24 protein-coding genes are annotated in these 21,655 nt (G+C 69.6%); 17 read left to right on the top strand and 7 right to left on the bottom strand.

Annotated elements, in window-relative coordinates; all coding sequences use genetic code 11:
• Nucleotides 1-80 precede the first annotated feature (80 nt).
• From IU449_RS08690 to IU449_RS08665, 6 genes are all read left to right on the top strand, one after another.
• Nucleotides 81-560, top strand: a complete 480-nt coding sequence (locus IU449_RS08690; RefSeq protein ID WP_195002418.1) for a hypothetical protein — start codon at nucleotides 81-83, stop codon at nucleotides 558-560.
• A gap of 4 nt (nucleotides 561-564) precedes the next feature.
• Entirely contained in the window at nucleotides 565-1,017 is a 453-nt protein-coding gene (locus tag IU449_RS08685) for a flavodoxin family protein (RefSeq protein ID WP_195001351.1), read from the top strand.
• A gap of 114 nt (nucleotides 1,018-1,131) precedes the next feature.
• On the top strand, nucleotides 1,132-1,809 hold the full coding sequence (locus IU449_RS08680) for a response regulator transcription factor (RefSeq protein WP_324188137.1): 678 nt from the start codon (nucleotides 1,132-1,134) through the stop codon (nucleotides 1,807-1,809).
• Nucleotides 1,773-3,239, top strand: a complete 1,467-nt coding sequence (locus IU449_RS08675; protein WP_195001350.1) for an ATP-binding protein — start codon at nucleotides 1,773-1,775, stop codon at nucleotides 3,237-3,239. The genes IU449_RS08680 and IU449_RS08675 overlap by 37 nt, the downstream gene beginning before the upstream one ends.
• Entirely contained in the window at nucleotides 3,236-4,252 is a 1,017-nt protein-coding gene (locus IU449_RS08670) for a hypothetical protein (RefSeq protein WP_324188136.1), read from the top strand. Before IU449_RS08675 ends, IU449_RS08670 begins: the two co-directional genes overlap by 4 nt.
• A gap of 42 nt (nucleotides 4,253-4,294) precedes the next feature.
• Nucleotides 4,295-5,539: a winged helix-turn-helix domain-containing protein gene (locus IU449_RS08665; protein ID WP_195001349.1), complete on the top strand. Its 1,245-nt coding sequence runs from the start codon at nucleotides 4,295-4,297 to the stop codon at nucleotides 5,537-5,539.
• Here the strand turns inward: IU449_RS08665 and IU449_RS08660 are convergent.
• Nucleotides 5,503-6,018 carry a toxin-antitoxin system HicB family antitoxin gene (locus tag IU449_RS08660; RefSeq protein WP_195001348.1) on the bottom strand — a complete coding sequence of 172 codons (516 nt, stop codon included), beginning with the start codon at nucleotides 6,016-6,018 and terminating at the stop codon, nucleotides 5,503-5,505. The genes IU449_RS08665 and IU449_RS08660 overlap by 37 nt on opposite strands.
• A gap of 149 nt (nucleotides 6,019-6,167) precedes the next feature.
• On the opposite strand from IU449_RS08660, the gene dapA reads away from it, so the two are divergent.
• A complete protein-coding gene (gene dapA, locus IU449_RS08655; protein ID WP_195001347.1) occupies nucleotides 6,168-7,076 on the top strand; it encodes a 4-hydroxy-tetrahydrodipicolinate synthase in 909 nt (302 codons plus the stop codon).
• Complete coding sequence (locus IU449_RS08650) at nucleotides 7,073-9,163, top strand: ribonuclease J (protein ID WP_228803827.1); 2,091 nt, start codon at nucleotides 7,073-7,075, stop codon at nucleotides 9,161-9,163. The genes dapA and IU449_RS08650 overlap by 4 nt, the downstream gene beginning before the upstream one ends.
• 124 nt (nucleotides 9,164-9,287) lie before the next feature.
• Here the strand turns inward: IU449_RS08650 and IU449_RS08645 are convergent, their stop codons facing one another.
• Nucleotides 9,288-9,827: a hypothetical protein gene (locus IU449_RS08645; RefSeq protein ID WP_228803825.1), complete on the bottom strand. Its 540-nt coding sequence runs from the start codon at nucleotides 9,825-9,827 to the stop codon at nucleotides 9,288-9,290.
• A gap of 118 nt (nucleotides 9,828-9,945) precedes the next feature.
• Nucleotides 9,946-10,317 (bottom strand): DUF4189 domain-containing protein, encoded by a 372-nt coding sequence (locus tag IU449_RS08640; protein WP_195001345.1) that lies wholly within the window; start codon nucleotides 10,315-10,317, stop codon nucleotides 9,946-9,948.
• A 141-nt stretch (nucleotides 10,318-10,458) separates the two neighbouring features.
• Here IU449_RS08640 and IU449_RS08635 point away from each other — a divergent pair, with 141 nt between their 5' ends.
• Both IU449_RS08635 and IU449_RS08630 read left to right on the top strand, forming a co-directional pair.
• Complete coding sequence (locus IU449_RS08635; RefSeq protein WP_195001344.1) at nucleotides 10,459-11,082, top strand: TIGR03085 family metal-binding protein; 624 nt, start codon at nucleotides 10,459-10,461, stop codon at nucleotides 11,080-11,082.
• A gap of 95 nt (nucleotides 11,083-11,177) precedes the next feature.
• Nucleotides 11,178-13,835: a DNA translocase FtsK gene (locus IU449_RS08630; protein WP_195001343.1), complete on the top strand. Its 2,658-nt coding sequence runs from the start codon at nucleotides 11,178-11,180 to the stop codon at nucleotides 13,833-13,835.
• A 45-nt stretch (nucleotides 13,836-13,880) separates the two neighbouring features.
• Here IU449_RS08630 and IU449_RS08625 read toward each other — a convergent pair whose 3' ends face one another.
• Nucleotides 13,881-14,564, bottom strand: a complete 684-nt coding sequence (locus tag IU449_RS08625) for a GAP family protein (RefSeq protein WP_195001342.1) — start codon at nucleotides 14,562-14,564, stop codon at nucleotides 13,881-13,883.
• 213 nt (nucleotides 14,565-14,777) lie between these two features.
• On the opposite strand from IU449_RS08625, the gene IU449_RS08620 reads away from it, so the two are divergent.
• The gene (locus IU449_RS08620; protein WP_195001341.1) at nucleotides 14,778-15,809 is read left to right on the top strand and encodes a TerC family protein; all 1,032 of its coding nucleotides are present in this window, start codon (nucleotides 14,778-14,780) and stop codon (nucleotides 15,807-15,809) included.
• 60 nt (nucleotides 15,810-15,869) lie between these two features.
• Here the strand turns inward: IU449_RS08620 and IU449_RS08615 are convergent, their stop codons facing one another.
• Both IU449_RS08615 and IU449_RS08610 read right to left on the bottom strand, forming a co-directional pair.
• On the bottom strand, nucleotides 15,870-16,154 hold the full coding sequence (locus tag IU449_RS08615; protein ID WP_195001340.1) for a YciI family protein: 285 nt from the start codon (nucleotides 16,152-16,154) through the stop codon (nucleotides 15,870-15,872).
• 58 nt (nucleotides 16,155-16,212) lie between these two features.
• Nucleotides 16,213-16,779: an amino-acid N-acetyltransferase gene (locus IU449_RS08610; protein WP_195001339.1), complete on the bottom strand. Its 567-nt coding sequence runs from the start codon at nucleotides 16,777-16,779 to the stop codon at nucleotides 16,213-16,215.
• Between the two features lie 143 nt (nucleotides 16,780-16,922).
• On the opposite strand from IU449_RS08610, the gene pgsA reads away from it, so the two are divergent.
• From pgsA to IU449_RS08580, 6 genes are all read left to right on the top strand, one after another.
• Nucleotides 16,923-17,603 carry a CDP-diacylglycerol--glycerol-3-phosphate 3-phosphatidyltransferase gene (gene pgsA, locus IU449_RS08605; protein WP_416382115.1) on the top strand — a complete coding sequence of 227 codons (681 nt, stop codon included), beginning with the start codon at nucleotides 16,923-16,925 and terminating at the stop codon, nucleotides 17,601-17,603.
• Nucleotides 17,600-18,091 (top strand): CinA family protein, encoded by a 492-nt coding sequence (locus IU449_RS08600; protein WP_195001338.1) that lies wholly within the window; start codon nucleotides 17,600-17,602, stop codon nucleotides 18,089-18,091. The genes pgsA and IU449_RS08600 overlap by 4 nt, the downstream gene beginning before the upstream one ends.
• A 126-nt stretch (nucleotides 18,092-18,217) precedes the next feature.
• Nucleotides 18,218-18,652, top strand: a complete 435-nt coding sequence (locus IU449_RS08595; RefSeq protein ID WP_195001337.1) for a helix-turn-helix domain-containing protein — start codon at nucleotides 18,218-18,220, stop codon at nucleotides 18,650-18,652.
• A 197-nt stretch (nucleotides 18,653-18,849) separates the two neighbouring features.
• Nucleotides 18,850-19,677, top strand: coding sequence for a PspA/IM30 family protein (locus IU449_RS08590; RefSeq protein ID WP_195001336.1), 828 nt, complete (start codon nucleotides 18,850-18,852; stop codon nucleotides 19,675-19,677).
• A gap of 55 nt (nucleotides 19,678-19,732) precedes the next feature.
• The gene (gene pspM, locus IU449_RS08585; protein WP_195001335.1) at nucleotides 19,733-20,593 is read left to right on the top strand and encodes a phage shock envelope stress response protein PspM; all 861 of its coding nucleotides are present in this window, start codon (nucleotides 19,733-19,735) and stop codon (nucleotides 20,591-20,593) included.
• Between the two features lie 118 nt (nucleotides 20,594-20,711).
• Nucleotides 20,712-20,885: a hypothetical protein gene (locus tag IU449_RS08580; protein WP_195001334.1), complete on the top strand. Its 174-nt coding sequence runs from the start codon at nucleotides 20,712-20,714 to the stop codon at nucleotides 20,883-20,885.
• Nucleotides 20,886-20,978: 93 nt separating this feature from the next.
• On the opposite strand, the gene IU449_RS08575 is transcribed toward IU449_RS08580, so the two are convergent.
• Nucleotides 20,979-21,566, bottom strand: a complete 588-nt coding sequence (locus tag IU449_RS08575) for a peptidylprolyl isomerase (protein ID WP_228803823.1) — start codon at nucleotides 21,564-21,566, stop codon at nucleotides 20,979-20,981.
• Nucleotides 21,567-21,655 lie beyond the last annotated feature (89 nt).

Genomic DNA, 21,655 nt, shown 5'->3' with positions numbered 1-21,655 from the left:
TTCGCGGAGGTGAGCAGGTGAGCGCGGCGGAGGATTCCGGCGACGGCCGCCGCATCGCCAAGACCGTCGCGTTCATCGCGATGCTGGTCCTGGCGCTCGCGTTCTACTTCCTGCTGCTCGGCCGGATGGCGTTCGCGCTGATCACCTCCGGCGAGGTCGCCGGTATCGCCATCGGCGTCGGCGTACTGCTGCTGCCGATCCTGGGGGTGTGGATGGTGGTGGGCTCGATCCGCGCCGCACTCGCCCACCAGCACCTGGCCCGGCGCATGCACGACGAGGGCCTGGAACTGGATGTCTCCGCACTGCCGCGCAGGCCGTCCGGACGCATCGAGCGCGAGTCGGCCGACCGATTGTTCGCTCAGGTCCAACGGGAGTGGGAGGCCGACCCCGACAACTGGCGGGTCTCCTATCGGCTGGCGCGCGCCTACGACTACGCGGGAGACCGCTCCCGTGCCCGCGAGACCATGCGCCGCGCCGTCGCTCTCGAACGGCTGGAACGTGAGCACGAAGGCCGCGAACGGAAGGGCCCGGCACAGGAGGGCCCGGAACAGGATGGCTGAGCCGATGGCGAGGCTGCTGATCGTCCACCACACCCCGTCTCCGCACTGCCAGGAGATGTTCGAGGCGGTGCTGGCCGGTGCCACCGATCCCGAGATCGAAGGGGTGCAGGTCGTCCGGCGACCGGCACTGACCTGCTCGCCCACCGATTTCCTGGAAGCCGATGGCTATCTGCTCGGCACCCCGGTCAACCTGGGGTACATCTCGGGGGCTCTGAAGCACGCCTTCGACAGCGCCTACTACCAGATCCTCGATTCGACGCGGGGCAGGCCGTTCGGAGTCTGGCTGCACGGCAACGAGGGCACCGAGGGAGCGCAGCGCGCGCTGAGGTCCATCACCACCGGTCTGGGCTGGGAACAGGCCGTGGACACCGTCGTGGTGTCAGGGAAGCCGGACAAGGCGGCGGTGCAGGCGTGCTGGAATCTCGGCGCGACCGTCGCCGCGACGCTGATGGCATAATCTTTCCCGGTTCTCCCGGAGCTGACCGAACATTCCTGTTCGTGAACCGTCATACTGCAAGTCGGCATCGTTTCGTACGCTGTCGCCAAGGCATGTCGACGATGGGAGTGCGTGGTGAGTTCCGGTGTGGGAACGCGTTATCGGATCGCGTTGGTCGAGGATCACGAGTCGGTCGCGATCGGACTGTCCGCGATGCTCGCCGGTGAACCGGATCTCGAGGTGGTGCATTCGGCGCGCACGGTCGCCGGGCTGCTCGAGCGAACCGGCGGTGACCTCGATCTGGATCTGGTCATCCTCGATCTGCGGTTGGCCGACGGCTCCGCCCCCGAGGACAACGTGCGTACGCTCCGTGAACGCGGGGTCGAGGTACTGGTGTTCACCGGCGCGGAGAACCCGTTCCTGGTGCGGTCGGCCGCCAAGGCCGGGGTACTGGGGGTGCTGCGCAAGTCCGAGAGCGCGGAGACGGTCGTGGCGGCGGTGCGCCGGGCCGCTTCCGGGGAACAAGTCGTGACCACCGACTGGGCGGCCGCCATCGACGGCGATCCGCAACTCTCCGACGTCGGACTCAGCCCGCGGCAGGAGGAAGTGCTCACCCTGTACGCCTCGGGGGAGAAGGCGTCGCGGGTGGCGCGGATGACGGGGCTGTCCGAACAGACCGTCAACGATTACCTCGGCCGCATCCGCCAGAAGTACGCCGACGCCGGACGGCCCGCGCCCACCAAGACCGATCTCTACAAGCGCGCCGTCGAGGACGGATGGCTGCCGGTACCCGAGCGCGCGCCGCGCGGATGACTGCGCCCGCGCGCCACCGTGCCGGGCGCTGGGCGGCGCTGTCGGAGTGGCTGTCGCGGCAGTGGGAATCGCGTCCGTTGCTGGGCATGCGCTCCGAGCCGGCCGCGGACCGGATGGTGCGGCGGCTCGCTCTGACGGTCGGTTGTGCGGGCATGATCGCGGCGGTGCTCGACTTGCCCAAGATGCTGCAGCACCGCTCGGCGCTCGGTGGCTGGGCGACGGCGGCAACGATCGCGGCTTTCGCCCTGTTCCCCGTGTTGGCCGCGGTGGCGGTGGCCGGTTCGGTGCGGCTCGTGCGGGCGATGGCGGGCGCGACAGCGGTGAGTTATCTCGCGGCCGCGACGCTGGTGTCGTTCAGTCTCGACGAGATGGTGCCGGAATCGATGGCGACCTGGATGTTCCGGGTGTTCTCGGTCGCCGTGATCGCGGCCTCGCTGGCCTGGCGCCCCGGTCCGGCCATCGCCTACATGCTGGCCGCCAATGTGGTGCTCGCGTTCGGGAACCTGTTCGTCGTCGCCGACCCTTCCGTGTCGTGGTATTTCGGGGTGCTCTTCCGTTCCATCGGGTTGTGCGCGTTGTTCCTGTGGTGTTCCATCTACGCGCAGGCGGGCGCCGCCGCCGTGGACGAGGAGGCGACCGCGGCGGGAGTCCGCGCCGCCCGGGTAGCCGGAGCGGCGGCGCGCGACCGGGAGCGGGCCCGCTTCGCCGCGCTGATCCACGACGCCGTGCTCTCGACGCTGCTCGACGCCTCCCGCGCGGGCACCGAGTCGCCGGTGCTCCGGGATCAGGCGGCCCGCACTCTCGAACAGTTGGACGCCCTGCGCCGGGGTGCCGGCTGCTCCGAACGGTTCGACGCCCACGCGGTGAGCATGTTCCTGACCGCGGCTGTGCGCGAGGCGGATCCGGATCTCGCCATCGGGGTGAGCTGCGGTCCCGGCGGCGAAGCACTGCGGATGCCGGTCGACGTGGCGGGTACCGTGGCCGCGGCCGCTGTCGAGGCGGTACGCAACAGCCTGCGGCACGCGTCGGCCGGTGATCGTGTCGTCCGGCGCGGGGTCGCCCTCATGATGGACCGGACCGGGGTCCGGGTGCGGGTGGACGACGACGGCGCCGGATTCGACCCGCACAAGGTGCCGGTCGACCGCCTCGGCCTGAGCGTGAGCATCCTCGGCCGGATGCGCAGTGTCCCCGGTGGCGACGCCGAGATCGTCTCGCGTCCCGGGCAGGGCACCACGGTCACGTTGAGTTGGACCGTTCCACCGGAAGGGGACGATCCAGCGGCGCTGATCGGCCTGCCGCGCTCCGCCGACCGGCCGGACGCGGGCGGGTCGGTCTCGGTGGGCGATTCGGCCCGGCAGGGTGGCCGGGCGCGAGATGGGCACGAGGCGCTCGCGCTGTGCGAGCCGAGCATGCCACGGGAGGGAGTGTGAGGAGCGAATCGGCGGTGGACGGGAGCCTGCGCGAACTGCTCCATCTGCGCGGGCAGGGCTCGTGGCAGTTCCTGGTGCTGTTGCAGGCGACCCTGGCCCTGTACACGCTGCACAATTTCGGTAACCTCCGGCCGATCCCGGCGACAGTGGCACTGGTGCTGATCGCCGTGGCGGGCGCGATCGTGGTGCTGGTCGAACAGGAGCCCCTGCCGTGGCGGGCGACGCTGTTCGTCATCGTGGCAGTCCTGATCGCGACCACGCTGAGCCGGAGTTTTCCCCGCGAGGGCGCGGAGGTCACTCCGGCCACGATCTTCGCCGCGACCTATGTGCTGGCCATCATGGTGTTGTGCGGCCGGTTCTGGGTGGCCTGGGGTGGTGTCGCCGGGGTGATGCTCGTGGTGCTGCTGACCGACCTGGCCGGGACCGACAGCCCGTTCACCGCCACGGATGTGCCGATGATGACCATCGCGGCGGTCTCGGTGGCGGTCGCGATCATGGGGCCGACCCAGCGCTCGCTGCGGGTGCTGCGCATCGAGGCGACCGTGCGGGCGGCCGCCGAGGCCACCATGGCCGCCGAGAACGCCGAACGTGATCGGCAACTGGCCGAGCTGGACAAGGTCGCGCGCCCGATGCTCGAGCGCATCGCCGACGGCGCCGACCTGGACCCGGGCGAGCGGGAGGAATGCCGGTTGCTGGAAGCCGAACTGCGGGACCGGTTGCGCGCGCCGCAACTGGCGACCGAGGAGATCAGCCGCGCCGCCCGCGTCGCCCGCGCCCGCGGGGTCGAGGTGGTGCTGCTCGACGACGGCGGTTTCGCCGGTGTCGCGCGCACTGCCCGCGAGGAGGTCGTCGAGCTGGCCGTCAGGGAACTCACCGACGCCGAATGCGGGACCGTCACCATCCGGGTGCTGCCTCCCGGCCGCAGGCTGCTGGCCACCGTCCTCGTCGACGGCGGATCCGTCGACCGGCGCACGGACATCGACCGGGCGGGCCGGTCGACGGTCAGCGCCTGAGCCGGACCGGGAATGTCGGTGGGGCGTGGCAGAGTTCGCCCCATGCGGAGCATGAGCGCGGCCGCCGCTCGGCGCACGGCGCTGGCGGCCCAGGGATTCGGCAGGCGCGGGACGCGGTCGTCGCCGCCCACCCGGCGATCTGTCCTGGATGTGGTAGCCAGAACGCAACTACTGCAATTGGATTCGGTTTCGGCGGTGGTCCGCGCGCATTATGCGCCGGTGTTCAGCCGCATCGGTCCCTACGATCGCGCGCTGCTCGACGAGGCGGCCTGGAGCCACAGCGCTCGCCGGCCCCGCAGGCTGGTCGAGTACTGGGCGCACGAAGCAGCGCTGATGCCGGTCGAGGATTGGCCGCTGATGCGCTGGCGCATGGAGAAGTACCGGTACGGGCGCTGGGCCGGGATGCGCCGGGTACTCGAGCGCAATCCGCGCCTGGGGGAGGACATCCTGGCCGTCGTCCGGGAGCAGGGGGCGTGCACCGCGAGCGAGGTGGAACGGCATCTGGAGTTGGACATGCCGCGCCCGAAGGGCAGCTGGTGGAATCTCAGCGACACCAAGATGGTCTGCGAGCAGCTCTTCGCCGCCGGCGAACTGGCCATCGACCGCCGGGTCGGGTTCACCCGCTACTACGACCTCACCGAGCGGGTGATGGCGCCGGATCTGCTGGCCCGCGCCGTGCCCGAGGACGAGGCGGTGCGCGAACTGGTGCGTCGGGCATCGACGGCTCTCGGCGTCGCCACCGAGGCCGACCTGCGCGACTACTACCGGCTGCATCGCTCCCAGACCGTCTCCGCCGTCGCCGATCTCGTGGACGCGGGAGAGCTGGAGCCGGTGTCGGTCGAAGGTTGGGACGCCCCCGCCTACCTGCGCTCGGGCGCGGCGGTGCCCAGGCGGATGTCGGCCGTCGCGCTGCTGTGCCCGTTCGACCCGGTGATCTTCTTCCGCCCGCGCGCTCGGCGGGTCTTCGACTTCCACTATCGCATCGAGATCTACACCCCCGCCGAACAGCGGGTGCACGGCTACTACGTCTTCGCCTTCCTGCTGGGCGACCGGCTGGCCGGACGCGTCGATCTGCGCGCCGAACGAGCGAAGGGGCGGCTGCTGGTTCCCGGCGCGTTCGCCGAACCCGGCCACGACCGGAGGCAGGTCGCTCGGTCACTGGCAGGCGCACTGCGGGAGATGGCCGACTGGCTCGAACTCGACGACGTCGTGATCGGGGATCGTGGCGATCTCGCCGCGGAGCTGGCGGCTCAGCTGTCGCCGGCGGTGCCGTCGCGTTCGGTGTAGTCGTCGCCCTTGCGCTCGGTGGAGGCTGTGCGGCCGGCGTCGCGCTTGTGGCCGTGACCGTAGCCGCGCATCTGCTCGCGCAGCGCGCCGTCGACTGCCCGGGAGAGCCAGGAGTTCAGCGACACCCCGTTGGCCGCCGCGGCTTCCTCGGCCTTGGCCTTCATCTGTTCCACCAGGCGCAGGGTGACCCGACTGATGTCGCCGGTCATCTCCTCGAAGGTGGGTGGCTCGGCACCGGTGTCCTTGCGCACGTCGACGGTGACCTCGGCGCCGTTGGTCGACAGATGCACGGTCCGGTCGGGCAGCGCGGCGCCGATGTCGGCGGCGAGATCCCACAGCGCCTCCAGCAGCACCAGCCGTGCGGCGTTCTCGGTGGCCGAGGCCAGGGCGGCCGCGGTCGACTGGGTCTTCTCGTCGCCCAGCGCGGCGGCGGAGATCAGATTCTCACGCAGTTGGGCAGTGTATTTCTCCAGATTCATGACATCAGTGTGATGTCATGAATGACATCATGCAAGGAAAATCATGACATCATGAAGCTGTCGTCGAAAAGTGCTGCCGGTTCGCCGCGCGGCGCGTAGGGTGGTCACGATGTCGAGGCCCGGACGGGCACCGGGTAGCCTTTCTGACCATGACGAACGGTGAATCGACGCCCACGGAGCTGCGTGCATCCGGCACGGTAGGTGTCGCGATGGTGACCCCCTTCAGCGCTGACGGCAAGCTGGATGTCGATGCCGGGGTCAGCCTGGCCGCTCACCTCGTCGACCGGGGGGTCGACCTGCTCGCCATCTCCGGCACCACCGGTGAATCGCCGACCACCACCGAGTCGGAGAAGTTCGATCTGCTCCACGCCGTCGTCGACGCGGTCGGCGACCGGGCCACCGTGATCGCGGGCGCGGGCACCTACGACACCGCGCACTCGATCGAACTGGCGCGCAATGCCCAGCGCGCGGGCGCGCACGGCCTGCTCGTCGTCACCCCGTACTACTCCCGGCCCAGCCAGGAGGGGCTCATCGCGCACTTCACCGCGGTGGCCGACGCGACCGATCTGCCGGTCACGCTCTACGACATTCCACCCAGATCGATCATTCCGATCGGTCCCGACGCCCTGCGTGTTCTCGCCGAACACCCGCGCATCGTCGCGGTCAAGGACGCCAAGGGTGACCTGAACTCCGGCGCCGACATCATCGCCCATACCTCACTGGACTACTACTCCGGCGACGATTGCCTGAACCTGCCGTGGCTGTCCATCGGCGCGGTCGGATTCATCAGTGTCATCGGTCATCTCGTGCCCGAGCGGCTGCGCGAGATGTATGAGGCCTTCACATCCGGCGATGTGGTGCGCGCTCGCGACATCAACGCGAGCCTGGTACCGCTCAATGCCGCGATGGCACGTCTGGGCGGCGTCTCGATGACCAAGGCGGGCCTTCGCCTGCTGGGCATCGATGTCGGCGAGCCCAGGCTGCCGCAGCTCATGCCCAATTCCGCGCAACTCGATCAGCTGTCCGCCGACCTGCGGACAGCGGGGGTACTCGTATGACATCACCGCGCCGTCCTCGTCGCACCGCAAGCCGTCCGGCGGGCGCGCCCGCACCGGTGCAGGCGCAACCCGCCGCCCCCGAGGAGCGGGTCGCTCCGGCGGAGGAAGTCGTCTCGCAGCCGCCCGCCGCGAGCGTCGATGCCGACACGTCCGGTGGCGGCGCCCCGGCCGAGAAGTCCACCCAGGCAAGCGCATCCGGGGAAGCTCGCGCCCCGCAGGCACGTCGTGAAGGCGGCACGAAGTCCGCGGGCGACGCGGGCAGGAATGCCGGTGCGACCGGAAAGAGCGTGTCCGAACCCGCCAAGAGCACCGGTGACGCCAAGCGCGGCGGCGACGGCGGCGGCAGGCGCTCCGGCCGCAGACAGGGCCGTGGTCGCGAGCAGCAGGCGCCTACCCCGGTGGTGGCCGCCCAGGACCGGCTCGGCACCCCGCCGAAGGCGCCCAAGAACGGCCTGCGGGTGTTCGCGCTCGGCGGCATCGGCGAAATCGGCCGCAACATGACCGTTTTCGAATACGGCGGCAAGCTGCTGATCGTCGACTGCGGCGTGCTGTTCCCCGAGGACCAGCAGCCCGGCGTCGACCTGATCCTGCCCGACTTCCGGCCCATCGAGGACCGGATGGCCGACATCGTCGCCATCGTGCTCACCCACGGTCACGAAGACCACATCGGCGCGGTCCCGTTCCTGCTGCGGAACAGATCCGACATACCGGTGCTCGGTGCCAAGTTCACCCTGGCGCTGGTGGCCGCCAAGTGCCGCGAACACCGGCTGCAGCCCAAGCTCATCGAGGTCGCCGAGGGCGAGACCACCGTCCACGGCCCGTTCGAGTGCGAATACTTCGCGGTCAACCACTCCATCCCGGACGCGCTGGCTGTGGCCATCCGCACTCCGGCCGGCGTGGCCCTGCACACCGGTGACATCAAGCTCGACCAGCTGCCGCTGGACGGCAGGCTCACCGACCTGGCCGGGTTCTCCCGGCTCGGCGACGAAGGCGTCGACCTCTTCCTGGTCGACTCCACCAACGCCGAGGTGCCCGGATTCGTCACCCCCGAACGCGAGATCGGCGGTGTGCTCGACACCGTCATCGGCAAGGCGCGCGGCCGGGTCATCGTGGCCTCCTTCGCCAGTCACGTGCACCGCATCCAGCAGGTCGTCGACGTCGCCCAGAAGTACGGGCGCCGAGTATGTTTCGTCGGCCGCTCGATGGTCCGCAATATGCAGATCGCCCAGGATCTCGGGTACCTGACCGTGCCCGAGAGCGTGGTGGTCGACCTGGACGTGGCCGCCACCCTGCCCAGCGACCGGTTGGTGCTGATCTCCACCGGTTCCCAGGGGGAGCCGCTCTCGGCGCTCTCGCGCATGGCACGCGGCGATCACCGTCAGATCCACATCCGCCCCGACGATCTCGTCGTGCTGGCGTCCTCGCTGATCCCCGGCAACGAGAACTCGGTCTTCGCCGTCGTCAACGGCCTGGCCCGACTCGGCGCCTCGGTCATCACCCAGCAGAACGCGAAGGTGCACGTCTCCGGGCACGCCTCCGCGGGCGAACTGCTCTACCTCTACAACGCGGTGCGGCCCACCAACGCCATGCCGGTGCACGGCGAATGGCGGCACCTGCGCGCCAATGCCGCGCTCGCGGTGGCCACCGGCGTGCCCGAGGAGCGGGTGGTGCTGGCCGAGGACGGCGTGGTGGTCGATCTGGTGGACGGCATCGCCGAGATCGTCGGGCGCGTCCCGGTCGGCCACGTCTACGTCGACGGCCTTTCGGTCGGCGATGTCGGCGAGTCGACGCTGTCGGATCGGTTGGTGCTGGGCGAAGGCGGCTTCATCTCGATCACCATCGCGATCGACGAGACCACCGGAAAAGCCGTCAGCGCACCGGAATTGAGCGGGCGCGGGTTCTCCGACGACCCGACCGCGCTGGCCGACGCCGCCGAACTGGTGGAATCGGAGCTGCAGCGGCTGGCGAGCGAGGGCGTCACCGAGACCCATCGCATCGCACAAGCCGTGCGGCGTGTGGTGGGTCGCTGGGTGGCCGACACCTATCGCCGTCGCCCGATGATCGTGCCCACCGTCATCGGCGTCTGAGTCGTCTGGAACAGTCACGTGCCCGGCACGACATCGGGCCGCGGCGACTACGAAGGGCCGGGAGGAATCGCTTTCCTCCCGGCCCTTCGGCTCTCACTGCGCGCGCGTGGTCATCCGCGCGGGCTCACTGGGCCTGGCAGGCGGCCGAATCGAGCTTCGCCGAGCGCACGATGTCACAGGTGAAATCGTGGGAGACCTTCCAGGTGTCGCCCTCGGCGACGAACTCCACGTAGGCGCCTTCCACCGGGCGACCGTCGATGGTCACGTTCGCGTCGGCCTTCAGCGTGCCGTCCACCGGCTCGCCGACGTCGGTGATCTCCACCTTCACGTTGTTGGTCTCGGCCGCGTTCACCAGCTTGTCCACCAGCTGCGGATCCCGCTCGGCGTCCTGGATCCAGGAGGTCTTCTCCTCGGCGGGGACCGAGGAGTCGAACGCGCGGGTGAGCCGGTCGTTGAGCTCGGCGGCGGTGGGCTTGGGCAGGTTCGGCGGCGTGGTGGAGGTCGGAGCCGTGCCTTCCACGGCGGCGTCCTCTTCGACACCTGCCTCGAACTGCCCGGCGGGCGAGCTGGTCGCCGCGGCGCCCGACGAGTCGGAGGCGCTCTCGCTGTCGGAGCTGCAGGCGCCGAGGGCGAAGGCGGCGGTGGTCGTGGCGACGGCCATCATCGTCCGGAACGTACGGTTCTTCACGTTTTCCCCTGAATGGAAGTCTCTCGCGCGCCGCCGGTGCGGCGCGCGCCGGAATGGTCCGCCCGTCGGCAGGGCGGACGGTGGTGTGGCCCGCTTACAGCGAGTAGCCCGCGGTGCAACGCCAGTCGACGATCCAGCCGTCGGCCAGCCGGCTCAGGGCGGCCTCACGCGCGGCGGTGTAGTTGGACCGCGCGGCGGCGCTCCACATGTTGGCGGAACTGGCGAGCACGCCGCAGCCGTTCGACCACGAGACCATGACGCGGCAGCCTCCGCCGCCGCAGGCGTCCACCGCGGCTTGCTCGGCGTCGTCATAGCTGCCGTAGTTGTTCGCGATGCCGTACGCGCCGTCGCGCGAGGTCGCGATCGCGCCGTAGTAGCCGTAGTCGGCCTGCGCGGGCGCTGCGGCCCCCAGCATCGACGCGACGGTCGCAACCATCACCGCCGCGGCGGCGAAGAACTTCTTCACAACGATTCCCCTTCGATGAATGGTCCATGACCCGATGGACGCCCTGACAAGCTAACCGGCAGTGGTCACGAAAAGCCAACACGTGCTCGGGTGCACGCCGCGGGGATGTTGCCCGGGAAGTTCATCGGATAGGTTCGGCATGTGAGCATGGCACAGCGGGAACGGCGAGCACTGGTCGAAGCGATGGAGGCGGCGGGGCCGGACGCGCCGACGTTGTGTGGTACCTGGACGGTGCGAGATCTGGCCGCACACTTGATCGTTCGCGAACGCAGGCCCGACGCCGCGCCCGGCATCCTGTTGCGCCCGCTGGCCGGGCGGCTGGAATCGGTGCAGGCGAAGGTGTCCGTTCAGCCGTTCGAGCATCTGCTCGACCTGGTGCGCACCGGTCCGCCCTGGTGGTCGCCGCTCAAGCCGGTGGACGCGCTGGCCAATCTGAGCGAGATGTTCGTCCATCACGAGGACGTGCGTCGCGCCGAGTCCGGCTGGGAACCGCGCGAGCTGGCCGCCGAGGACGAGGACCGGCTGTGGAAGCTCCTGCGCCGGATGGGCCGGATGGCCTACCGGAAGTCTCCGGTGCCGATCATGCTGGCGACCCCGGACGGTCGAAGTGTAGCGGTCGTCTCCGGCGACGGACCGGCGGTGACACTCACCGGCACGCCCTCCGAACTGTTGCTGCACGCCTTCGGGCGCGACGAGGTGCGGATCACGGCGACCGGTGCGGACGAGGCGGTCCGGACGGTGCTTGCGCTCGACCGCTCCATCTGAGTCCCGGCGCTTCCGGGCGGGGTATCGGCGCCGCTGACGCCCGGTGCTGGTGTTGCGGATGGTCCGGATGGGGCGTTTGCGGCTAGCCTGGGGGCATGGCAGGTAAGTCCCGCAGCACCACGACCAGTCGGGCGCGGGCGGGATCGGCCCGGGGGAGGACCACGGCGGCGGGTACCCGCGCGCAGCGCGAGGCGGCGGCGCCCCGCGCGAGCACCGGGCGTTCGGGCACCGCGCGTGCGAGCACGCCGCGCACGAACAGAACCCCTCGCGCCCGCACCGCGCCTGCCCGCAAGCCCGTGCGCGCCCGTTCCGACACCGCCCCGCTCGCCGTGCTCAGCCGGGGCGTCAGCGGCGGCTGGACCATGCTCGCGCGCGGTGTCGGCGCCACCACCCGGACCCTGAGCCGGGCGGGCGAGATCGAGCACGGACACCGCCGCGACGGCATCGCTTTGGCATTGCTGGCGGTCAGCGCTGTCGTCGCCGCCGCGGTCTGGCTCTCGGCGGGCGGTCCGATCGGCGGCTGGGTCGAAGGCGTCATCCGCTGGATCTCCGGCTCCGCCTCGGCCGCACTGCCGTTCGTCGCCACCGGTATCGCGGTGGTGCTGATGCGCACCGAGGCGCGTCCGGAGGTCCGGCCGCGACTGGTGCTCGGCGGAGTGCTGGTCGGGCTGCCTGCCCTGGGAATCTGGCATCTCGCCGCGGGCGCCCCGACCGACGCGCACGAGCGCGCGCACGCCGCGGGATTCGTGGGCTACGTGTTCGGCGGACCGCTCGCCGACGGCCTGACCGCCTGGCTGGCGGTGCCGATCCTGTTGCTGGCCATGATCTTCGGCGTGCTGCTGATCACCGGAACCACCCTGCGCGAGGTGCCGCACCGGCTGCGTGAGCTGTTCGGCGCCGCCGCGGCCGGCGACGAGTACGGTCGGGACCGATATGGCGCCGATGGATACGGCGAGGACTTCGAACCGGTCGGCTACGACACCGAGGGATTCGGGTCGCGCGGCCGTTCCCGCCGGCGCGGTCGCACTCCGCAGGAGAACTACCCGACCGACGAGTTCACCGGATCCGACGCCGTCACCGAGATGCTCGGCGATGTCGTGCCCGGTGAACCCCCGCTGCGCGAGGCCAAGCAGATCGCCGCCGCCCCGCAGGCCGAGGCGGTGCCGGCACCGCGCAAGCGGGCCGCGCCCAGAGCCGCCGACCAGACCCCACCGCCGCCGCCCGAGCCGGAATTCGTCGCCGACCGGGTGATCGAGGGTGATTACACGCTGCCGCCGATGAATCTGCTCACCGACGGTGATCCGCCCAAGAAGCGCAGTGCCGCCAACGAATCGATGATCGAGGCGATCACCGAGGTGCTGGTGCAGTTCAAGATCGATGCCGCGGTCACCGGATTCGTGCGCGGCCCGACGGTCACCCGCTATGAGGTGGAACTCGGTCCCGGCGTGAAGGTCGAGAAGATCACCGCGCTGACCCGGAACATCGCCTATGCGGTGGCGACCGAGAACGTGCGACTGCTCGCCCCGATCCCCGGAAAGTCCGCGGTGGGCATCGAGGTGCCCAACGCCGATCGCGAACTGGTGCGCCTGGCCGATGTGCTCAAGGCGCCCTCGACCCGCAACGACCACCATCCGCTGGTGATCGGCCTGGGCAAGAACATCGAGGGCGAGTTCGTCTCGGCCAACCTGGCGAAGATGCCGCACCTGCTGGTCGCGGGCTCTACCGGTTCGGGCAAATCGAGTTTCGTGAACTCGATGCTGGTCTCGCTGTTGCAGCGGGCCACCCCCGAAGAGGTGCGGATGATCCTCATCGACCCGAAGATGGTCGAGCTGACCCCGTACGAGGGCATCCCACACCTGATCACGCCCATCATCACCCAGCCCAAGAAGGCCGCCGCCGCGCTGGCTTGGCTGGTGGAGGAGATGGAGCAGCGGTACCAGGACATGCAGGCCAACAAGGTCCGCCACATCGACGACTTCAACAAGAAGGTGAAGTCGGGTGTGATCGCCGCACCGCTGGGCAGTGAACGGGTCTACCGGCCCTACCCGTACATCCTCGCCATCGTCGACGAGCTCGCCGATCTGATGATGACCGCGCCCCGCGACGTCGAGGACGCGATCGTGCGCATCACCCAGAAGGCGCGCGCCGCTGGCATCCACCTGGTGCTGGCCACCCAGCGACCTTCGGTCGACGTCGTCACCGGCCTGATCAAGACGAACGTGCCTTCACGCCTGGCGTTCGCGACCTCCTCGCTCACCGACTCCCGGGTCATCCTCGACCAGCCGGGCGCGGAGAAGCTGATCGGCATGGGTGACGGGCTGTTCCTGCCGATGGGCGCGGGTAAGCCGACCCGCCTGCAGGGCGCGTTCATCAGCGACGAGGAGATCCACGCCGTCGTCGACTTCACCAAGAACCAGGCCGAACCCGACTATCAGGAAGGCGTCACCGCGGCCAAGGCCGGCGAGAAGAAGGATGTCGACCCGGATATCGGAGACGATCTGGACCTGCTGTTGCAGGCGGTCGAGCTGGTGGTGACCTCACAGTTCGGCTCGACCTCGATGTTGCAGCGCAAACTGCGGGTCGGCTTCGCCAAGGCGGGGCGGCTGATGGACCTCATGGAGACCAGGGGGGTCGTCGGTCCGAGCGAGGGCTCCAAGGCGCGCGACGTGCTGGTCAAACCCGACGAACTCGATGGCCTGCTGTTCTCGATCCGCGGGGGCGGTCCCGAAGACGGCGAGGGGTCCGCCGAATAGCGGACCTCTCGGCGCGCGGATGTGGGGTGACCGGGCGGGACACGCTCACCACAGCTCGGCCGGATGGGCGATCGCGTCGCCGACGAGCGCTATGCCCGCCAGGGCGAACAGGACGCGCACCGAGGGCGGTCCGAATCGGGTGACGGCTGTGGTGATGCGCCGGTACGCCCGCCGCGCGCTCACCGTTCGCCGGGTCGCCAGCACCAGCAGCAGTATCGGTGGCAGCAGCGCGATCACGCCGTAGCCGACCAGGATCGCCGGCCACACCGTCGCGGCCGCGTGGTAGGCCGACAGCATCGCCAGACCGGCCAGATAAGGCACCGAGGTGCTCGATTGGATGACGCCGATCGCCAGACCGGCCAGCGCCAGCACGAGGGGTCTGCCGCGCAACTCGACGGCCCAGGCGGGCGGTGTGCTGCGCTCACCCGTCGCGGGCAGCGCGGCCAGCACGAGCAGCACCGTTCCGGCGAGCAGTTCACCCCGGAATCTGATCGCGGGCGTGAGATGGAAATCGAACAGGTCGGTGAGCCACCCGATACCGAGGACGGTGCAGACGCCGAATGCCACCGTCGCGGCGAACACGCCCGCCAGAAACCCCAAGCCGGCGGGCACCGGCGAACGCCTGCGCAGTCTGCTGTCGTAGATCACCGCGGCGGTGACGCCCACCAGTAACAGATCCAGGGAATCGAGGAAGGCGAAACCGGCGAGCGCGGGCAACAGAGTCAGCATGGCGGTTCCGAAGATACGCGGGCCCTGTTCGTCGCCGTCTCGGGGTGATCATGCTCACCGTGGCGAGGACCGACTCCGTCGTCCGTTCCGCCCTGCCAGGGCTGTCACCAGTGAAAACGATGGGGTATGGAAGGATGGGGGCGAGGAACGGGTATCGGCGATAACGGACAAATCCGGCATTATGGCGGTCATGATCGGCGATCGGAGTTCAGCATGCAGGTGAGTGCGCTCGAGTGGGTGATCACCGTCGCGGTGGTTCTCGGGCTGTTCGTATTCGACTTCTTCGCCCATGTCCGGACCCCGCACGAACCCAGCTTCCGGGAATCCGGATTCTGGTCGGCGGTCTACATCGGACTGGCGCTGCTCTTCGGCGGCTATGTCGCGTGGAAATGGGGCTCCACCTACGCGGGGGAGTACTACGCGGGCTTCGTCACCGAGAAGGCGCTGTCGGTCGACAACCTGTTCGTCTTCCTCATCATCATGAGCACTTTCGCCGTGCCGCGCATCTATCAGCAGAAGGTCCTGCTGATCGGTATCGTGCTCGCGCTGGTGATGCGCGGCGCCTTCATCGCCGTCGGCGCGGCCGCGATCAACGCCTTCAGCTGGGTGTTCTACCTGTTCGGCCTGTTCCTGATCTACACCGCGGTCAATCTGCTGCGGGAGAGCGGGCACGAGGTGGAGGCCGAGGAGAAACGTGACAGCAGGATCGTCGCGCTGGCCAAGAAGGTCCTGCCCACCACCGACGAGTACGACGGCGACCGGCTGATCACCAGGATCGACGGTAAGCGCGTGGTCACCCCGCTGCTGCTCGCGCTGGTGGCGATCGGCTTCACCGATCTGCTCTTCGCCCTCGACTCGATCCCGGCGATCTACGGCCTCACCGAAGAGCCGTACCTGGTGTTCGCGGCGAACGCCTTCGCGTTGATGGGGCTGCGCCAGCTGTACTTCCTCATCGGTGGTCTGCTCGACCGCCTGGTCTACCTGTCCTACGGCCTGGCCGCGATCCTGGCCTTCATCGGCGTGAAGCTGGTGCTGCACGCGCTGCACGAGAACACGCTGCCGTTCGTCAACGGCGGTGAGCACGTCAGCGTGCCGGAGATCTCCACACCGTTCTCGCTGGCCGTGATCCTCGGTGTGCTCGCCGTGGCCACGGTCGCCAGTCTGGTGAAGACCCGCGGCAGGAGCATGGCGCAGGCGGCGCCGGGAACCTCGGACACCGGTGGCGACCAGTCCCCACCGGCGTGACGAGCCCGGCGGTCTTCCTCTGCCCGGGCTCGTGACGCCTCGAATCCGAACGGTCGCCGGTCAGGCCGAGAAGGCGCCGAGCACCGGATGCCATTCGTCGACGCGCACCGCGTCGATCAGCCGCTCCTGTGCGAAGGGGTCCTGCGCGAGCAGCTCGCGCAGGCTCGCCTCGTCCTCGGCGCGGAACAGCAGCAGCGCGCCCGAGCCGTCGGTGTAGGGACCGCTGGTCAACAGCGCCCCGCACGCGAGCTGGTCGGTCAGCCAGGCGCGGTGCCGGGGGCGGTGGGTGTCACGCGCGGGGACGGTGGCCTCGGAGTAGGTGTAGTGGACGGCGAAGGTCGGCACGGAAGTCACTCCTGGTCGATCGGAACGGGACCCGAGCACGCTCGGATGGACGCGCGGCTCACAGATTCAGCAACATCCTGGTGTTGCCGAGGGTGTTCGGTTTCACGTAGCTGAGGTCGAGGAATTCCGCGACGCCGGTGTCGTAGGAGCGGCACATCTCGGCGTACACCTCGGCGGTGACGGGCGTGCCGTCGATCTCGGCGAAGCCGTGCCTGCCGAAGAACTCCACTTCGAAAGTCAGTACGAACAGCCTGCGCAATTCCAGTTCCCTGGCCACCGCGATCAGCGTGCGCACGATCAGTCCGCCGACGCCGCGGCCTTTCACCACCGGATCCACGGCCACCGTGCGCACCTCGCCGAGATCGGCCCAGAGCACGTGTAATGCGCCACAGCCGACCACCCGGCCGTCCAGCTCGGCGACCCAGAATTCCTGCACCGCCTCGTAGAGGGTGACCAGGCTCTTCTCCAGCAGAATGCGACCGGCGTACACGTCGACCAGGCGTTTGATCTCGGCGACATCGGAGGTTCGGGCACGGCGAACGACCGGTTCGGCGCCCGGGGCGGGGGATGTCGCGCCGGGCTGCGCATCGCTGGTCGGACCACTGATCGGTCCCCGAGAGGTCATGGGGTGCACAGTAGTCGGCCGGGCTACCGATAGTCTGATCGTGTGCCGCACATCCTGTCGTTCCGCCCACCGCATCACGTCGGGGCAGCGCAACCGCAGGTCCACGGCTCGGTGAGGACGCCACGCGGGAGCGAGGTCCGCGCGTGATCGACAGTCATGGTGGCGATCTCGCGCCCACGGAGACGGCGAGGTCGCGACCCGCGCCCGCGCCTGCCCCGGAACGCCCGCACTTCGTGGCCGCCTCCTCGGACGCGCCCGCGCCGCTGCTGAACATCGCCAACGTGCTGACGATGCTGCGGATCGCGATCGTCCCGCTGTTCCTGCTCGCGTTGTTCGCCGGTGACGGTCACGAGACCGGCTGGCGGATCGGTGCGGCCGCGCTGTTCGGGCTCGCCGCCGTCACCGACCGGTTCGACGGGCAGCTGGCCCGCAAATACGGCCTGGTGACCGATTTCGGCAAGCTCGCCGACCCGATCGCCGACAAGGCGCTGATCGGGGCCTCGCTGATCGGTCTGTCCGCCCTCGGCGATCTGCCGTGGTGGATCACCCTGGTGATCATCGGCAGGGAGATCGGTGTCACCGTGTTGCGTCTGATCGTGGTCCGCCGTGGCGTCATCCCGGCCGGTCGCGGCGGCAAACTCAAGACGCTGGTGCAGTCGGTGGCGATCGCGGTGCTGCTGCTGCCGCTGTCGGGCGCGTTCGAGACCTTCGGCATGGTTCTGATGTACCTGGCGCTGGTACTCACCGTCGTCACCGGCCTCGACTATGTGGGGCAGGCCGCGCGGGTGTGGTTCGCCGGCTCGTCCCGGTTGCGCGGCGCATGAGCGACCCGCTGACCGCCGGGGCGCCGGTCGCCGAACTCGTGCGCGCGCTGCGAGTCGCCGGGCAGACCGTCGCGACCGCGGAATCGCTCACCGCGGGCCTGCTGTCTGCCACCCTGGCCGGGGTGCCCGGCGCGAGCGCGGTGCTGCGCGGCGGGCTGGTGGTCTACGCCACCGATCTCAAGCACACCCTCGCCGACGTCGGCGAGGACCTGTTGGCCACGGTGGGACCGGTCTCCGCCGGCGCCGCCGAACAGTTGGCGGTCGGTGCCCGCACGCGCTGCGTGGCGGACTGGGGCGTCGGCCTGACCGGTGTCGCCGGGCCCGATGTCCAGGACGGCCACCCGGTCGGAACAGTGTTCCTCGGCCTGTCCGGACCATGGCATACCGAGGTGATGCGGTTGCGGCTCTCCGGCGACAGGTGGACCATCAGACTCACCGCGGCACAGTCCGCGGTACGGGAACTGCTCCGGTGCGTCCAGGGCGGCTGACTCGCCGCACGACGAATCCACCTCCCGGGAACCGCCGGGCGTCTCCGGACGTTGTGCCAGAAACAGCGGTGCGCGCCAGGCCAGTCGCCGACGCGGCGCACAGTGATCGGAGCGAAGGAGATCGAGATGACGCTGCTGCGAGAGGCCATCGGCGACAGTCTGCGGCGTGCACGTCTCGCCCAGCACCGAACCCTGCGTGAAGTCTCCACCTCGGCACGCGTGAGCCTGGGCTATCTGTCCGAGGTGGAACGGGGCCGCAAGGAGGCGTCGAGTGAGTTGCTCGCCGCCATCTGTCACGCGTTGGATGTGCCGCTGTCGCGGGTGCTGTGGGATGTCAGCGCGGTGATGGCGGGCGGTGACGCCGAACCCGCGCCCGCTGCGGCCGTGCCCCACCCCGGCGGCCCGGCTCTTCCCGCCCCCGCCGGGCGCGAGGCTCCCGACGGCGAACCGGCGGGCGCGGCGATGTCGGCCACGGCGGTTCGCCCGCAGATCGACGAGGACACCCGCATCGTCATCCCCGCCCCGACCGCGGACATGCTGGTGCTGGTCAAGAGCAACTGACGATCGCCGCGGCGGTGAACGATCCGGCGACGCTGGGGGAGGATGCCGAAAGCGGCTAGATTCTGTAGTAAGCGTCGGTTGGGCCGGGTCGGTCCGGTCCAGGTGCCGCGTCGTGGAGGACAAGCACAACCGGGTGCGCGAGGGTCGCGCACCCGGGCCGCAGCAAGCGGTACATCAGATGGAGGCGGGATCAATCGATGGCTAATCCGTTCGTCAAGGCCTGGAAATACCTGATGGCCCTCTTCGATGCCAAGATCGAGGAGCACGCGGACCCCAAGGTGCAGATCCAGCAGGCTATCGAGGAAGCTCAGCGTCAACACCAGGCTCTCTCGCAGCAGGCCGCGTCGGTCATCGGCAACCAGCGACAGCTGGAGATGAAGCTCAACCGCCAGCTCGACGAGGTCGAGAAGCTCAACGCCAACGCCCGGCAGGCCGTCCTGCTCGCCGACCAGGCGGCCGCGGCGGGCGACACCGAGAAGTCCATCCAGTACACCAATGCTGCCGAGGCCTTCGCCGCCCAGCTCGTCACCGCCGAGCAGGCCGTCGAGGATCTCAAGGTGCTGCACGACCAGTCGCTGCAGGCCGCCGCTCAGGCCAAGAAGGCGGTCGAGCAGAACGCGATGTTGTTGCAGCAGAAGGTCGCCGAGCGCACCAAGCTGCTCAGCCAGCTCGAGCAGGCCAAGATGCAGGAGCAGGTCTCGGCCTCCCTGCAGCAGATGGACTCCACGCTCTCCGCGCCGGGCAGCACCCCGAGCCTGGACGCCGTGCGCGAGAAGATCGAGCGCCGCTACGCGAACGCGCTCGGCGCCTCCGAACTGGCCCAGAACTCGGTGCAGGGCCGCATGATGGAAGTACAGCAGGCCAGCGTGCAGATGGCCGGACACAGCAGGCTCGAGCAGATTCGCGCCTCCATGCGCGGCGACGCGCTGCCCGCCGGTGGCGCCGAGGCCGCGCTGAGCCCGGCCCAGACCGATCCGGCCCAGGCCCAGCCGCAGTTGAACAAGGGGCAGACCGCTCAGCAGTAGAACCGCGATCAGGTGAGCCGACGGTGCTCAGTTCGTGGCAGGTGTGAGGAAGTACATGAGCCGCAAGCGAATTCCCGCCGGGTACACCCCGGCCGACAACGCGCACGCACCGTACGGCGCACCGGCGCCGGTGGCTTTGCCCGACGCCCTGCGTGACGTGGGAGAGCAGGCCCTGGTCGCGGTGCGTCGCTGGGCCGATCCGCGGGAACGCGAACTGCGCAAGCGCCGCCGGGCCCGCAGGCGCAGTGTCCGCCTGGGCACGGTCTCCGGGATCACCTCCGTCGGCCTGGTCGGTCTGGTCATCATCTCGGCGCCCGCCTGGGCGGTCGTCGTCCTCGGCGGCGGCGCGGTGGCCGCGGTCACCGGCGCCGCGTACAACACCCGCCGTTACCTGCAGATGCGCGATCTTCCGTTGCCGCCGCCGCGCTTCCAGCCACGGCGGCAGCCGCCGTTGCGCTCGGCGGCCCGTACGTCGATCGCCCGGCTGGTCCGGGCCGAGCGCGTGATGCACGGCGTCACCGCGCAGATCGCCGCCGGTCGCAGGCTCCCACCCGCCGAACTCGCCGAACTGGCCGAGACCGCCGCCGCCGGCGCCGCCGCCCTGCACGCGCTCGCCGCCGACATCGTGCAGATGGAGCAGGCGCTGGAGATCGTCGGGCAGGCGAATCCGCGGGCTTCCTCGTCGCTGGCCGAGACGGTACGCGCGGCCCTGGCCCGGCTCGACCACGGCGTCGGCGAATACGAGCACGTTCTCGCCGCGGCGAGCCACGTGCTGGCCGTCCCGGAGAACTCCGTCGTCGATTACCAGTTCGCGGGCATCGTCGGCGAATTGCGCGACGCCGCGGATCGGCTCGACGGCTGGGCGCAGGCCCTGACCGAGATGGCCGACCAGCCCACCCTGCGCCACTGGGGGTGAACCCTGATTTCCACCCGGATATCCATCCTGACCTGCTGATTTTCGCTGACCGAAGTGCCAGCCTGAAAGGGATCGGATCGCCGGACGGCGATCGGAGAAGACCTCCGGGAGGCTGGCAATGCTGTGGAAGATCATCGGTGTCGTAGCGATCGTCTGGATCGCGCTGGCGATCATCGGCGCGCTGATCGAAGGGCTGTTCCCGGTCGTGGTGGTCGGAGTCCTCGTCTTCGGCGCGTATCTGCTGTTCAAGGCGGTGTCGGGTAACGACCGAAGGCCGGTCGGAAAGCCGTGATCCCCTCTCTGCCGTCGACAACACGGGCCGTTCACCTCGCGAAAGGTGAACGGCCCGTGTCGTCGTCGAAACGGCTCGGCCTCGAGCTCCGGCTCAGAGCTGACCGCTGTCGCTGATCGTCACCGGCAGGAAGGTCGTGCCGTCCTCGGTGCCGACCTGCTCGACGGTCCGGACCACCTCGAGGCCCTCGACCACCGAACCGAAGACCACGTGCTTGCCGTCGAGCCACGGGGTGGCGTCGAGGGTGATGAAGAACTGGGAGCTGTTGGTGTCGGGGCCACGGTTGGCCATGCTGAGCACTCCGGGTCCGTCGTGGTTCAGCTCGAAGTTCTCGTCCGGGAAGGACGGGCCGTAGACACTGGCGCCGCCGGTGCCGTCACCGTTGGTGAAATCCCCGCCCTGGGCCATGAATCCCGGGATCACCCGGTGCAGCGACGAGCCGCGGTAGCCGAACCCCAGCTCGCCGGTGGCCAGCGCGCGGAAGTTCTCGGCGGTGCGCGGCGCCACGTCCGAGCGCAGTTCGATCACCAACCGCCCGACGGGCGCATTGCCGATGGCCAGGTCGAGATAGACCCGGGGCAAGGCGTCGGCGTGCGCGTGCGGCGCGGTCAGCGGGCCCGGCGCGAAGACGGTGAACAGCGCCAGTGCGAGGACCGCCACGGCACGTGTGAGCTTCATCATGCGCATGTGTCTACATCATGAGCTGTGCAGTTGCTCACCGGGGCGGTCCATCGGGCAGGCGAGAAGCTTCGAAGGAATCCCGATGGCCG

The sequence above is a fragment of the Nocardia higoensis genome, assembly GCF_015477835.1.
Taxonomy (GTDB): Bacteria; Actinomycetota; Actinomycetes; order Mycobacteriales; family Mycobacteriaceae; genus Nocardia; species Nocardia higoensis_A.
The sequence above is the reverse complement of the archived record's forward strand: the minus strand, read 5'-3'. Positions and strand labels throughout refer to the sequence as shown.

Bases quoted from the DNA above. Each gene is read 5' to 3' on its own strand.
- IU449_RS08690 (WP_195002418.1), top strand. From the start codon at position 81: ATGCTGGTCCTGGCGCTCGCGTTCTACTTCCTGCTGCTCGGCCGGATG.
- IU449_RS08610 (WP_195001339.1), bottom strand. From the start codon at position 16,779: ATGACCTCTCGGGGACCGATCAGTGGTCCGACCAGCGATGCGCAGCCC.
- IU449_RS08575 (WP_228803823.1), bottom strand. From the start codon at position 21,566: ATGATGAAGCTCACACGTGCCGTGGCGGTCCTCGCACTGGCGCTGTTC.
- IU449_RS08620 (WP_195001341.1), top strand. From the start codon at position 14,778: ATGCAGGTGAGTGCGCTCGAGTGGGTGATCACCGTCGCGGTGGTTCTC.
- IU449_RS08665 (WP_195001349.1), top strand. From the start codon at position 4,295: ATGCGGAGCATGAGCGCGGCCGCCGCTCGGCGCACGGCGCTGGCGGCC.
- IU449_RS08660 (WP_195001348.1), bottom strand. From the start codon at position 6,018: ATGAATCTGGAGAAATACACTGCCCAACTGCGTGAGAATCTGATCTCC.
- IU449_RS08675 (WP_195001350.1), top strand. From the start codon at position 1,773: ATGGCTGCCGGTACCCGAGCGCGCGCCGCGCGGATGACTGCGCCCGCG.
- IU449_RS08625 (WP_195001342.1), bottom strand. From the start codon at position 14,564: ATGCTGACTCTGTTGCCCGCGCTCGCCGGTTTCGCCTTCCTCGATTCC.
- IU449_RS08595 (WP_195001337.1), top strand. From the start codon at position 18,218: ATGACGCTGCTGCGAGAGGCCATCGGCGACAGTCTGCGGCGTGCACGT.
- pspM (WP_195001335.1), top strand. From the start codon at position 19,733: ATGAGCCGCAAGCGAATTCCCGCCGGGTACACCCCGGCCGACAACGCG.
- IU449_RS08630 (WP_195001343.1), top strand. From the start codon at position 11,178: ATGGCAGGTAAGTCCCGCAGCACCACGACCAGTCGGGCGCGGGCGGGA.
- IU449_RS08580 (WP_195001334.1), top strand. From the start codon at position 20,712: ATGCTGTGGAAGATCATCGGTGTCGTAGCGATCGTCTGGATCGCGCTG.
- IU449_RS08600 (WP_195001338.1), top strand. From the start codon at position 17,600: ATGAGCGACCCGCTGACCGCCGGGGCGCCGGTCGCCGAACTCGTGCGC.
- IU449_RS08685 (WP_195001351.1), top strand. From the start codon at position 565: ATGGCGAGGCTGCTGATCGTCCACCACACCCCGTCTCCGCACTGCCAG.
- IU449_RS08590 (WP_195001336.1), top strand. From the start codon at position 18,850: ATGGCTAATCCGTTCGTCAAGGCCTGGAAATACCTGATGGCCCTCTTC.
- dapA (WP_195001347.1), top strand. From the start codon at position 6,168: ATGACGAACGGTGAATCGACGCCCACGGAGCTGCGTGCATCCGGCACG.
- IU449_RS08650 (WP_228803827.1), top strand. From the start codon at position 7,073: ATGACATCACCGCGCCGTCCTCGTCGCACCGCAAGCCGTCCGGCGGGC.
- IU449_RS08645 (WP_228803825.1), bottom strand. From the start codon at position 9,827: ATGATGGCCGTCGCCACGACCACCGCCGCCTTCGCCCTCGGCGCCTGC.